This is a genomic window from Akkermansia muciniphila ATCC BAA-835, from assembly GCF_000020225.1.
Classification (GTDB): Bacteria; Verrucomicrobiota; Verrucomicrobiia; order Verrucomicrobiales; family Akkermansiaceae; genus Akkermansia; species Akkermansia muciniphila.
Genome location: NC_010655.1, coordinates 2,074,515 through 2,087,370, shown reverse-complemented (window position 1 = coordinate 2,087,370; position 12,856 = coordinate 2,074,515). Strand labels below are relative to the sequence as shown.

Below are 12,856 nucleotides of genomic sequence, written 5' to 3'. Positions count from 1 at the left end.
AATCAAGCAAAATAAACGCCTCGCAACGTCTTACGAAGCCCCTCGCATCCTACCTCCGTGAAGATCTGGAGTTCACGGAGGGTCTGCGCCCGGGGGATGCCATGCGCACCCGGGGAAAACCGGATTCCTTCCAGCAGTCATCCGCTTTCTCCTTCATGCCCAGTTCGTCATAACAGCGTCCAAGCTGTTTGTAATTCTCCGACCTCTGTTCCCCTTCCAGCATGGGAAGAACCGCCTCAAAAGCCTCTGCCGCCTCCTTCCATTGTTCTCCGTCACACAGAGCGTACGCCTTACATAAATAAGACTGAACCAGCAAATCCCTGCGTTCCGCCCCCTCCACGCATTTCAGCAGGGAATCCACCGCTCCGGCATAGGCAATCAGGGCGCCCTCCCTGTCCCCCGCCATATCGCTGGCAAGCCCCAGGGAATAATATACGCGGCCCAGGGACAGAAGATCCGAGGCGAAATGGGACTTCCGCAACTGAAGAGCCTTTTCCAGGTTCTCCCTGGCCTTGCCCCCCTCCCCGGCATCCAGCCATGCCTTGCCCAGCCCTTCGCGGGACTGGGCGGAAATGACGGGAGAAGCCGAGCTGTTGGCAATGGCCTTTAAAAAATCCGCCCGGGCTTCCGGAGAGGCCTTGCGCAAGATGTTGACCCACCCCCTCTGATCATACAACCCGGCCCAAAAGGCATGGTCCGCCGGCAGCACGCCGCGGGCAGCGCCTTCCGCCTGGTAAAGATAAGCCAGGGCCTCCTCATAATTCCCCTGCTCCGTAGAAATACGGGCCAGGCCGCGCAGGGCATTGAGGCAGTCGTTCAACAGGTAAGAGGCATTTTCCGAACCGGAAAGGCCCTTTAAAAACAATTCCCGTGCCTCATCCTTCCTGCCGGCTTCCAGCATGGCCTCCCCCATGCTGATGCTGGCCAGGGCCAGGTCTCCAGTGGTCTTGTCCGGCTGAGGACAAAGAGCCAGAGCCTTCTTGAAATACTCGCGCGATTCAGGAATGCGTCCCGTAGTACGTGCCAGCCTTCCCTGGGCGGCTAAAAGCCTGGACCTGACAGGGAGGGCATCCGGCCCCAGATGCGCGGCGGCATCCACCGCACGCTGGAGCAACATATTAGCCTGTTCATTCCTGTTCAGCATCTGGTCAATGGAACTCATGGTCTGGAGCGTCCGCACCAGCGGCTCGGCCATTCCTTCCTTCTCATATCCCTCCTCAGCGGTTTTCAAATAATCGTAAGCGGAAGTGTACTGGTGCTCCGCCAACAGAGCCTTTGCCACGGCATCCGCACGGGGAGCCCATACCCGATAGTGCCCGGCGGCGTATCCGGCGTCAATTAATTCCCTGGCCGCAGGAAGAGCAAGAACGACGCCACCCCGGCTAATCAGCTCACGGGTGAGACCCCAGGCAGTTTCTGTCCGCAGTTCCGGATCCCTGATCCATGCAAGGCGTTCCTCCCGGTTGTCCAGAATGCCGGCCAGGCTCTCGCGCGAAGCAAAAACATCCGCCATGAAGCGGGACAAATTCTGCATGGCCTTTTCATCGCTTTTCTGCACCACCACCGGCGGAGTAGTCAGCATCCCTTCATCATAGCCGATGCGGTACGCCATGTGGTACGTCAGGAACTCCAGCAACATCACAAGCACGCACAAGCACAGGGCAATCAGCCACTTGGTACGCGGGGACAGAGGGGGCAAAGGAGAAGACGCCTGCATAACAAGTGCATAACGTTACCGGGCGTTCTCCGAATTTCAAGCTTTTTGCACGGGAAGGAATCCTCTGCCTTTCCTGAAAGTGGATAAAAAAGAACCTTCAACAATCTGCCAGCCGTCACTTGGAACCGGCTCAAAAGAACCCTCCCTCCCGTTTTTCCGACCATGGAAATCCCCATAATTCTGCCGGGGACTTCCGCCGAACCGGATGCCCCCCCTTCCTCATCCATCCCTGCGCTTTCGTTCGGACACGCGGTACAACTGCCAGGCATTCCATAAATTATGCCACAGTACATAAAACGTGGGGCCCAGAGCGGCAATGGGGCTGGCATACGTCAAAGCCAGATAAATGGACAGGGTGGTATTCTTCTGCCCTAATGCCTGGCTGCACTCCGCAGCGCGCGTGCGCCCCCCCAGCAAATATCCCAACCCGAAATTGAACCCGCAAACCAGCAAGGCCATCACGCCAATCTGTTCCAAAACACGTTCCGAAATGCCCTCACGGGAGGAAATATCATAAGAGGCGTTTGCGGCTATCAAAACCAGAATCACCACCCAAATGCCAAAAGTGACGTCTTTCAACTTCCTGGGCCAGGCAATGGCGCGCGGATAAAAACGCCGCGCCGCCAGCGCCAGCGCCAGGGGAAGCAACATGACCAAGGAAATATTCTGGGCCACGTTCAGATAAATCTCAAAACCGCCCCGCCCAACAACCGCCGGCAGGATGAAAGGCAGCAGGGCGCAGATAATACCGTTAATCAGCAAAAGGGCGGTCAGCATAAACTCCACGCTGCCGCCCAGCAACCCCATCACCACGGGAGCCGCCGTGGCTGTAGGCATGATACCTACGAAAAAAGCGGCCTGTGCCAGATACCCATCCCCAAAAACAAGGCGGCACACACCCCATGCCGCCAAGGCGACCATCAGATTAGCCCCCGTCAGGAGCCAGTGAGCCCGTTCCGGCTTCATGCGTTTGAAGCGGATGCCCAGAAAGGTTACGAACAGCATCACAATCAGCATCCACTTGAACATCCAACTGTACACATGCAGACCGGGCATCATGTACCCCGCGATGAAGGCCGCCACAATGGCAAACGTGCGGATGAGGGACTTGAACATGAGAAATGCGGTGAAACGATTACGCGGGATTTTCGAGCAAATGGATGAAACCTCCCATCCGATGAGCGTTCCATCCCGACAAATCTCGCAAATGAATCGGCAAGCCGGTTACCATGCTCTCAACAGACGACGTCACTCCACCCCCATGATGCCGGGAAACGCCCATATCGCCATGTCCGGCAATAAGGAGACCTGCTGCAATTGGCAACCGTTCCCTGGTTCCCCGCTGTTGCATCATGGAGAGAATTGGAAAAATCCGGAATTACCGGTCCACACGGGCGGCGCGAACCTGAATGGAGTGGTTGTGGGCGTCCAGCCCCTCCACCCGGGCGAACTCTGCCACATACGGGGCGGAGTTCAGCACGGCATTCCGGTCCATGCGCACCACGCTGGTGCGGCGCTGGAACTGATCCGCCCGCAAGCCGGAAAAAGACTTGCCGGCGCCGCCGGTAGGCAGCGTATGGCTGGGACCCGCCAGAAAATCCCCGCAGGCTACAGTAGAAAGGGAGCCTGCGTAAATGGCTCCCGCCGTCCTGATGCCATTCAGCACGGCTTCTTCATCCCTCGTGACGAGCACCAAATGTTCCGGCGCAAAAGCATTAACCAGTTCCACCCCTTCCTGAATGGAAGAAACCAGAAAACCGTAGGCATGCTTGTCCAGCACCTCCCGGATGATGGACCCGCGGCTCAGCAGGGCGGCCTGGCGTTCCACTTCCGCCTCCACCTGCTCCAATAACGCTTTCGATGTGGTGACAAAAACAACTACGCTGTCCGGGCCATGCTCGCCCTGCGCCAGCAGGTCGGCAGCAAGGAACTCCGCATCCGCAGTATCATCTGCCAGCACCATTACTTCACTGGGGCCGGGCAGCAAATCAATGGCAACGGCCCCCACCAACTGACGCTTGGCCTCCACCACAAAACGGTTGCCGGGGCCAAAAATCTTCTCCACCGGTCTCACGCTCTCCGTCCCCAGCGCAAGGGCGGCTATCGCCTGGGCTCCCCCTATCTTGACAATCTCCGTTGCGCCGGAGGCTTTCAGCGCATACAAAAGCGCGGGATTCACCCGGCCGTCCGGCCCGCAGGGCGTGGCGGCCACAATCTCCCGCACGCCGGCGGCCTGAGCAAAACCGCCCGTCATGATGGAAGTAGATACCAGGGGAGCCTTTCCTCCGGGGATATAAATGCCCACACGGTCGTACGGAAGGAACCGCTCCGCTACCTCCACGCCCTGCGCATTCACGCCGGACCAGTCCCGCCTGCGGCTGCGGTCTGAAAAATAATGGATGTTTGCCAGAGAAACGGCAATGGCCTCCTTCACAGACTCCTCCACCATGGCCTCCGCTTCCGCCAGTTCTGCCTCCGTTACGAACAGGGAGGAAGAATCCAGATGCGCCTTGTCAAATCTGGCGGCATAATCAAACAGGGCTTCATCTCCGCGCACGGAAACATCCCGGATAATAGCGTTCACGGTATCCCTTACGGAATCCTCCGGGAGTGCGCGGCGGTTCATCCGGCGCTTCATCTCGTCAAAGCAGGTATCGGAAGGACGGTAAATTTTCATAAAAGGTCTCTACAGAAAAACGGAAAGGAAGTTTCCCAATCTTTAAGCACGCAGTCAAGCCTTCTGTCCTCTTTGATTTCCAACAGGGCTTCACGGCGCCTCCGGACAAAAAATCAAAAGACCAAACCATTCTCCCTTGACCGACACCAAAAATAGGCCTAGCCTTTCTTCCGCAAACATTTGGCCAAACGGCCCACTGTCATGAACATTCACGAATATCAAGCAAAACAACTCTTTGAGCGTTTTGGCGTGGCAACCCCCAAGGGCATTGCCGCCTCCACAGCTCAGGAAGCAGCACAAACGGCCCGGAACATGGGCCTCTCCCAATACGTAGTTAAGGCACAGGTACACGCTGGCGGCCGTGGTAAAGGCACCTTCAAAAACGGCTTTAAGGGAGGCGTCCACGTCGTCAAGTCCGTGGAAGAAGTGGAAGAAGTTGCCGGCAAAATGCTCAACCAGGTTCTGGTCACCAAGCAAACCGGGGAAGCCGGCAAGCTGGTCAGCAAAATCATGGTGGCGGAAGCCGTGGATCTCAAAAAGGAATGCTACTTCGCTATCCTTCAGGACCGCGCCCGGGAATGCCCCGTTATCGTGGCCAGTACGGAAGGCGGCATGGACATTGAAGAAGTGGCCGCCACCCGCCCGGAAGCCATTATCCGCGAACACATTAATCCGGCGCTGGGCATCCTGCCTTTCCAGGCTCTCAAAATCGCCGTGGCGCTGGAACTGACCGGCCCCCTGCTCCGCCAGGCCACCAAGCTTATCACCAACGTTTACAAGCTTTTCACCGCTCTGGACTGCTCCCTGGTGGAAATCAACCCCCTGGTAGTCACCACAGATGACCGCGTGTGTGCCCTGGACGCCAAATTCAATTTTGACGACAACGCCCTGTATCGCCACCCGGAAATCATGGAAATGCGGGATGAAACTGAAGAAGACCCCCGTGAAGTGGAAGCCGGCAAGTACGACCTGAACTACATCGGCCTGGACGGCAACATTGGCTGCATGGTGAACGGCGCCGGCCTGGCCATGGCCACGATGGACATCATCAAATACTACGGCGGAGAACCCGCCAACTTCCTGGACGTAGGCGGTTCCGCCACGGAGGAAATGGTAACTAATGCGTTCCGCATCCTCACCAGCGACAAGAATGTGAAGGCCCTTCTGGTCAATATCTTCGGCGGCATCATGCGCTGTGACGTCATCGCCCAGGGCATTGTGGCCGCGGCGAAAAACATCGACATGAAAATCCCGCTCGTCGTCCGCCTGGAAGGCACCAACGTGGAAATCGGCAAGAAAATCCTCGCAGACAGCGGCATCGCCATCATCCCTGCCGACAACCTGGACGAAGCCGCCCAGAAAGCGGTGGCAGCAGTCAAATAACCCTCACTATTTATTACGACAATGACATCTCTCATTGACAAGAACACTCGTCTGGTCGTGCAAGGCATCACCGGCAGCGCCGGCGCATTCCACGCCAAAAACTGCATGGACTTCGGCACCAACGTCGTCGCCGGCGTGACCCCCGGCAAGGGCGGCCAGCTCTTTGAAGGCAAGGTCCCCGTCTTCGATACTGTAGCGGAAGCCAAAAAGGCCACGGACTGCAACGCCTCCATGATCTTCGTTCCCCCACCCTTCGCTGCGGACGCCATCATGGAAGCCGCGGACGCGGGCGTGAAGCTCATCGTCTGCATCACGGAAGGTATTCCTGTGCAGGACATGCAGAAGGTGAAAACTTTCCTGAAGGACAAGGACGTGACTCTCATCGGCCCGAACTGCCCAGGAATTGTCAATCCTTCCGCCAACTGCAAGATCGGCATCATGCCGGCCTACATTTTCAAACCCGGCAGAATCGGTATTGTCTCCCGTTCCGGAACGCTTACCTATGAAGCCGTCTGGCAGGTTACCAACATGGGCCTTGGCCAGAGCATGTGCATCGGCATCGGCGGCGACCCTGTCCATGGCATGACCCAGCAGCAGGCCGTGCAATTCTTCACGGAAGACCCGAACACGGACGCCTTCATCATGATTGGCGAAATCGGCGGTTCCGAAGAAGAAGAAGCTGCTGAATGGATCAAGAACAACTGCAAAAAACCTGTTGCCGCGTTCATCGCAGGAGCCACGGCGCCCAAGGGCCGCCGCATGGGCCATGCAGGAGCCATCGTTGCCGGAGGCAAAGGTACTGCCGCCGCTAAGCAGGAAGCCCTGAAGAACGCCGGTATTGTAGTTGCCAAGACACCGGCTCAGATGGGTGCCGCCCTGGCGGAAGCCATGAAAAACAAGGGGATGTAACCCCCCCCTCTTTTTCACCTTTTCATATCCAGCGCCTTCCCTTGCCGGAAGGCGCTTTTTTTATGATAAAACGGAGTTGACTACATCACGCGGATTTTATCTGAATTGCAACGGAAGCTATTCCCTCCGCTTAGTGGGCGCCCCCTCTGTAAAAGACATATTCTTATTTTGTTCTTCACAAAGGACATTAACATTCTTTATTTGATATTTCCGTTGATAGTTAACACATTGAACTTAATAACCCATACCCACGGATTCAGTTCAACGGAACCGGTTCCCTTTATTTTTTCCCACAAGGAAAAGAAAGATAACCGGGCAAAAGCCAACCCCGCAGATTTTCCCGAGTAATCCCTCCATAAACAGGCATCCGTTTCTTCATCGTTCCAGACGCATTCAATGCCCTCCATCCGTGCATCGTTCGTCGTAATGTCCAAAAGCCGCTCAACTCTGATTTCCGTAATTTCCAGTAAAATCCGGGAAGCCCAACGCGGCATGTGGATCGAAGGAATAAACTGCCTGCGGGCATCTTCTAATATCCATCCGTCTGGATATGACATTGGCAAACAAACGCCATCAGCAGAATAAAGCCATCCAGAACGGCTATTATGGCAAATCTCCTCCTGCACCCACAAACGGTCGCCAACTTTCCCGTAGGGACATTCAATCCACGGGATAAAAATATCTGAAAACTTTCCGCTTCCTTCCTCGGAAACAGCCAGCCACAAGCCGGACTCTTCTATGAATTCCTGAATCTCCCACCCTCTTTCTTTCAAAGCTTCAGGGAGTTCATTAAACTGGTTCAGGCCGCTTGTGCGGCGGGTTTGATTTTTGTACTCGCCGGGAGTGCTGTATTCCTGCAGCAATGCCCGAATCATATCTGCTTCAAATTGGATAGGATGTTCTTCAATATTGTTATTCATGGTCTTGATTATTGATAACACCAGATTATTCCAAAATCCGTTAAATCTTCCGCAGATTAAAAAAAAGACAGAGCCCATTCTGAAGTGGCTGTTCCATCCTTTCCCACACATTATGAATCTGTTAACATATCTGGTGCAGTCGTGAACCACTCCGAGGCCGGCGCATGAACCACGTTCGTGTCCATTCAACACCGGGCACTCTCCACTTTTACCAGCCACGGCAGTTTTATCCTATCCATCTCCTGCAACAACTGACGTACATTCAAAATTTTATATCATCATGAACAAAAAACACCCGTAGGGACGGGTTCCAGTCCAGACCTTTTTTCAAATGCACCTATAATTATCCTGATGCCTATAATAAGGATATTAGAAAAAACGCTGACTAGGCATCCTAACCGGCGTTTTTTGTATAAGTTATTCAACTTCAAATGAAAAAATAAAAAACTAAAATAAGACAATCAGACCAGCAAATAATTACCCAGCATCTAATCCCCTGGCTTGCAAAGAAAAAGAGCCTGCACCATGGAGATGCAGGCTCTTAAAAAAAGAAAGGTTTTGGCGGAGCGGGAGGGATTCGAACCCTCGGTACCGGTTTTGCCAGTACGTTCCTTTAGCAAAGGAGTGCTTTCAGCCTCTCAGCCACCGCTCCGTCTTGGGTAATGTGTGGAAAGGAGACTACACGCTTCCCAAAATGAAGTCAATACATAAATAATACAGTCAAAAATATTGATCAGGCAATCTTCTCGATCCTACTGGATCGGGATAGACAGCCATTCATTTGATTGTTCCATGAGGTCAGAAAAACAACCTTCTGGAAAGAGTCAAAATATCCACAAATTCATGTTGATGAACAATTTATTCAAACAAATACGCATTTTCCCGGCAAATATATTAGCAAAGCATGGAACATTTTTTCCGTAATTCATGAAAAATAGTTCCTCAGTTCAGCATGAACACCACATTCCAGAGACGGCGTACGCCTGATTGGAGCAAATCGGAAAGACAAATTCACACCCCGCAATGCTCGGCAATGACTTCCAGGAAATCATCCAAGTAACGAGCAGCTTTCTGCTCTCCAATGCCGTGAACGTTCATAGCACCACGGCGGGTGGTAGGTTTCAACCTAGCCAAACCTTCCAGTGTAGAATTATGAAACACGGCATAAGCCGGAATCCCGGCTTCCCGTGCCAGTTCATTCCTCAGCTCCTTCAACTTCAAAAACAAATCCTCGTCAAACTCTCCCAGGGCAGCCAAATTTCCCGTAGACCGAACTCTGGCCTGCTCCATAGATACGGATATTTTTCCCCGGCGGGCAAAAGGCCAAACCAAAGATGCCTTCTTGCGCCCCATCATCACTTCATTTCCTTTCGGACTCAGGGTAATCAGGGGACGGTCCGCCTCCCCGCTCATTCTGGTCAATCCCGCCATCTGCATGGCACGGAACAACTGGCGGATATCGTCCTCACTCCATCGGGAAAGGATGCCATAAGTACTCAGCCGGACCAAGGATGTTCTTAACAACTCCTGGGTTTTCGCCCCTTTGAGCATCTGGATGATTTTCGTCCTGCCCCACCTTCCCTGCCAGGAACCATCAGCCAAACGCACGGATGCGCGCGCAATCCCGCTCAACGCCTGCCGCACCACCAAAGTCTCTTCTTCTCCCAGGGATTGGCCTTCCTCAACGCCCAGGGCCAGGCACTGGTCGCAGCGGCCGCACGGCACTCCATCTTCCTCCCCGAAATAATTCAAAATCCATTGCTGACGGCAGCCGGAGGAATAAGCGAACTCCGTCATTGCCTTCAGTTTTTCCCGGTCCCTCACTTCCTTTTCCCGCAGGGCATCTTCATCCAGAGGAATCTTCAAGCCGCTTACGGAAGGATCCGTCACTCTGGTAAGCTTCACGCGTTGTCCCGGAACGTCATGACGGCTGATCGCTCCATTGCGTATAAGAACGGATAAAGCAGCTCCCACCTGCATGGCATTGCGGCATTTGAGACGCTCCGCCATTTCCTCCAGAGACCACATGACATCGTGGGTTTCCGCGCTGCAATGCTTCCTGAGCAACTCGTACAGCTCCACAATCAATGGAATTCCCGGATTCACTCCTTCAATAAAAAATTCCTGGGTCCGCAAATCCGCATGGTTGAACAAAAGTTCGCAATAAGCCTCCTCCCCGTCTCGTCCGGCTCGGCCGGCCTCCTGATAATAGGCCTCCACACTGCCGGGAATCTCAAAATGGGCAACAAACCTGACGTCCGCACGGTCAATGCCCATTCCAAAAGCATTCGTGGCAATAACAATATCCGCATGGCGGTTCATGAAAGCGTTCTGGGCTTCCTCTCTCTGTTCATCCGTCATGCCTGCGTGATAGGCTGTCACGCTCAATCCAAAATCGGAAAGAGCCTCATATACCTGCTCCACTTTTTTGCGGGTGGAGCAATAAATAATACCCGTCTTGTAACGCTTCACCAATTCGTACAGCCTCTTGTATTTGTCTTTGTGCGTATCGCACGCAGTAATGCGGAAATGCAGGTTTTCCCGCGCAAACCCTCGTACGATCGTCACCGGATCATCCAGCCCCAAATGTTTCAGAATATCTTCCCGCACCCGCGGAGTAGCCGTGGCGGTCAGAGCAGCCACCTGAGGCCGCCCCATCATTTCAACAGCTTTTCCCAGCTTCAGATAATCCGGACGGAAATCGTGCCCCCACTGGCTCAGGCAATGCGCTTCATCCACAGCCACCATATTTACATCCACCTCCGCCAGAGCATGCATGAACCCTTCATGACCAAAACGTTCAGGAGCCACATATACCAGCTTGAACGCACCCTTCTTCATTCCTTCCAAACGTTCCTTTTGCTCAGGAAAACTCAGGGAGCTGTTAATCATGGTGGCGGGAATCCCTCTGGCGACAAGAGCATCCACCTGATCTTTCATTAAAGCGATTAGAGGACTGACAACCAGGCAAACCCCGTCCCGGCACAAGGAGGGAAGCTGGTAACACAGGGATTTTCCTCCTCCCGTGGGCATCACGACCAATACATTGCGGCCTTCCATAATGGAAGCCACCACTTGATCCTGGCCCTCCCTCAAGCAGGAAAAGCCGAAGTACTTCTTCAATGCCTCCATCGGCGACCTGATCACCTTGAACTCGCTCATTTTCTCCGTTTAGTGTGCCACAGGCCATTCCATGGCGCAACGCCTTTCCCCTTTTTCTCCACCCCTCAGTTAACGGTTCTTTCTCTGAAAATTTATTCTCCCAAAAAGAGAAAAATGATTTTTTTCTCAAATCATCTTACAAACATCTTGACTTTCCCGAAGAAAAATCTATATTTCCTTCACCGCTTACGCGGTACACGACGCAAGTCAAAGCGCCCGTAGCTCAATTGGATAGAGCGTCTGACTACGGATCAGAAGGTTTGGGGTTCGAATCCCTACGGGCGTGCCACTTGCATCACTGCCAGCAAATAAAATGATTCCTGCCTGAACATCACGGCGGGATTTTTTGTCTCTACTGGTAAATACATATGGGGGCGCCATGGTTTCGACTGGAAGTCTGCGGTGCTGGCTGCATGTGAAGGTTAATCGGCTGGCCTTCTAAAAAGCCGATTAAAAAAATAAATGCAGAGTCTAACGACCTTGCTCTGGCTGCCTAATTAGTTCAGCCGCGTCAGAACCTCAACGCCTGCTAGAGGGGACGACGAAGACACAGCAGGCTGGTGCAATGCGGGGTTGCCGCGCAACGCACGAGACTTCCACAGGCAACTAGCGAGCTTGCCTAGTTGACGCATAGCGAAGCAGCCGCGAAAGCAGCAATATGCGTCTGAACATGGAGATGCTGTCATCAATGGCCTTCAGGACACGGGTTCGACTCCCGTCGCCTCCACCATTTCAAAACAACCGCAAGCGTTTGAAATAGAATGCTTGCGGTTGTTGTTTTTATAGAACCGCAGTACATGATAACGGCTTTTAGAAACAATGTACTGTATTTTTAAAGCCGCATGACGATACTCCATCCAGGTTTTCCGATAAACATCAGAGCATAAGGGAATCTGCAATTTTTGAGGCATCACGACAGACCAGGCCCTTCTTGTTCCCAACGTTGACCAAGAACTGCTTTACGTCACTCATGGGGTTACTGTCATTGATTCCCTGTTTTTGATCCTCTCCTGCCTGGGAGGAACATCTTTTCCATTTAAAACTGTTGCAATGCATCGATAAATCCGGAAACGCCTTGTCCGGAAAAAACACTGCATCACATATCCCCCAGTCTGCCGCAATCATGCAGTCAGTCCAACAATCTTATTTGCTGATATCCTTATTATTTTCTGATGGTAAAATACTTGAAAAACGATATGGAGGCAAAATCCATCAGTATGAACTGCGCATAATTACCGGGGGTAAAAATACGGCGGCCCCCGAGGCTATTGACAGCCTCAATCGTCAGTAGAACTGCTTCACGAAACTCAACGGCCTCATCGTCTTCTGCGGAATTATTGAGAACAGAGGTATTTCCCAGCCTTGCCCATACCTGGACGGCTTGCCAGTCCTCTTCCATGTCTGCAATGACGGCTACAGCCGCGCTCAAAGCCGGGGCCTGCCCGGACGGTATATCATTCTGTTTATAGCGGTCTATGCGGGTATATCCATCCGAATCCTGGTAGATGGCTGTTAGTGTGAATTCCCTCCAGTTACCGGGCTTGGAAAACTGTATTTGTATCTCTCTCATGGTATCATTATGCTAATTGGCTGATTTAATAATGGCGGCGCGAGCATCGTGATGGCTGGCAAACACCCACACCTGCCGGGCTTGTCCCGTCTTGTTGGAGGAATAACATCAGGGATATTTGTCTGCCTCCGGCTGATCTTTCTTCAGGGAGCTGACTGCACCACACGGCAGCGCGTAACACCCACTTCCTTGAAAAATCTGCTCCAGCTCGCGGAAAATGTCATCCTGTGTAAAACGTCCAGATTGAAAGTCCCCGCTCCCGCCCGGCATTTTGGCCAACATTGATGAGGATACGGCCCGTAACAAATATGATATGCCCCCTCGTTTGAAGCGTATGGAAGATGCTTTGCCTAAATCGCAGATGAGACAGCCTGCGGAGCATTCCTATATTGTCACACCCACTTAACTATTTGAATACAATAAATGATGATATCCTTTCTCTATAAAACCATTCTATCACAGGAAAGGAACAAATTATTGGAAAAATTGCTTTGAAACCCGGATTCGGCCCCTGTCCG

At 53.1% G+C, this 12,856-nt stretch carries 8 protein-coding genes, 2 tRNA genes and 1 other RNA gene; 4 read left to right on the top strand and 7 right to left on the bottom strand.

What is annotated here, in order from left to right:
* Positions 1-49: 49 nt before the first annotated feature.
* The 3 genes from AMUC_RS09170 to hisD form a co-directional block, all read right to left on the bottom strand.
* A complete protein-coding gene (locus AMUC_RS09170) occupies positions 50-1,717 on the bottom strand; it encodes a tetratricopeptide repeat protein (RefSeq protein WP_012420749.1) in 1,668 nt (555 codons plus the stop codon).
* A gap of 219 nt (positions 1,718-1,936) precedes the next feature.
* Positions 1,937-2,833 (bottom strand): bile acid:sodium symporter family protein, encoded by an 897-nt coding sequence (locus tag AMUC_RS09165; RefSeq protein ID WP_012420748.1) that lies wholly within the window; start codon positions 2,831-2,833, stop codon positions 1,937-1,939.
* 262 nt (positions 2,834-3,095) lie between these two features.
* Positions 3,096-4,394: a histidinol dehydrogenase gene (gene hisD, locus AMUC_RS09160; protein ID WP_012420747.1), complete on the bottom strand. Its 1,299-nt coding sequence runs from the start codon at positions 4,392-4,394 to the stop codon at positions 3,096-3,098.
* A 201-nt stretch (positions 4,395-4,595) separates the two neighbouring features.
* Here hisD and sucC point away from each other — a divergent pair, with 201 nt between their 5' ends.
* Both sucC and sucD read left to right on the top strand, forming a co-directional pair.
* Positions 4,596-5,777: an ADP-forming succinate--CoA ligase subunit beta gene (gene sucC, locus AMUC_RS09155; protein ID WP_012420746.1), complete on the top strand. Its 1,182-nt coding sequence runs from the start codon at positions 4,596-4,598 to the stop codon at positions 5,775-5,777.
* A 21-nt stretch (positions 5,778-5,798) separates the two neighbouring features.
* Positions 5,799-6,686 (top strand): succinate--CoA ligase subunit alpha, encoded by an 888-nt coding sequence (gene sucD, locus AMUC_RS09150; protein ID WP_012420745.1) that lies wholly within the window; start codon positions 5,799-5,801, stop codon positions 6,684-6,686.
* A 197-nt stretch (positions 6,687-6,883) separates the two neighbouring features.
* Here the strand turns inward: sucD and AMUC_RS12110 are convergent, their stop codons facing one another.
* The 3 genes from AMUC_RS12110 to AMUC_RS09135 form a co-directional block, all read right to left on the bottom strand.
* Positions 6,884-7,606, bottom strand: coding sequence for a hypothetical protein (locus tag AMUC_RS12110; RefSeq protein WP_012420744.1), 723 nt, complete (start codon positions 7,604-7,606; stop codon positions 6,884-6,886).
* 559 nt (positions 7,607-8,165) lie between these two features.
* A tRNA-Ser gene (locus AMUC_RS09140) sits at positions 8,166-8,258 on the bottom strand.
* Between the two features lie 359 nt (positions 8,259-8,617).
* Positions 8,618-10,768 (bottom strand): RecQ family ATP-dependent DNA helicase, encoded by a 2,151-nt coding sequence (locus AMUC_RS09135; protein ID WP_012420743.1) that lies wholly within the window; start codon positions 10,766-10,768, stop codon positions 8,618-8,620.
* Positions 10,769-10,980: 212 nt separating this feature from the next.
* Here AMUC_RS09135 and AMUC_RS09130 point away from each other — a divergent pair.
* A tRNA-Arg gene (locus tag AMUC_RS09130) sits at positions 10,981-11,057 on the top strand.
* A gap of 81 nt (positions 11,058-11,138) precedes the next feature.
* Positions 11,139-11,498, top strand: a transfer-messenger RNA (tmRNA) gene (ssrA, locus tag AMUC_RS12425).
* A gap of 432 nt (positions 11,499-11,930) precedes the next feature.
* Here the strand turns inward: ssrA and AMUC_RS09120 are convergent.
* Positions 11,931-12,338 carry a hypothetical protein gene (locus tag AMUC_RS09120; protein WP_012420741.1) on the bottom strand — a complete coding sequence of 136 codons (408 nt, stop codon included), beginning with the start codon at positions 12,336-12,338 and terminating at the stop codon, positions 11,931-11,933.
* Between the last annotated feature and the right edge of the window lie 518 nt (positions 12,339-12,856).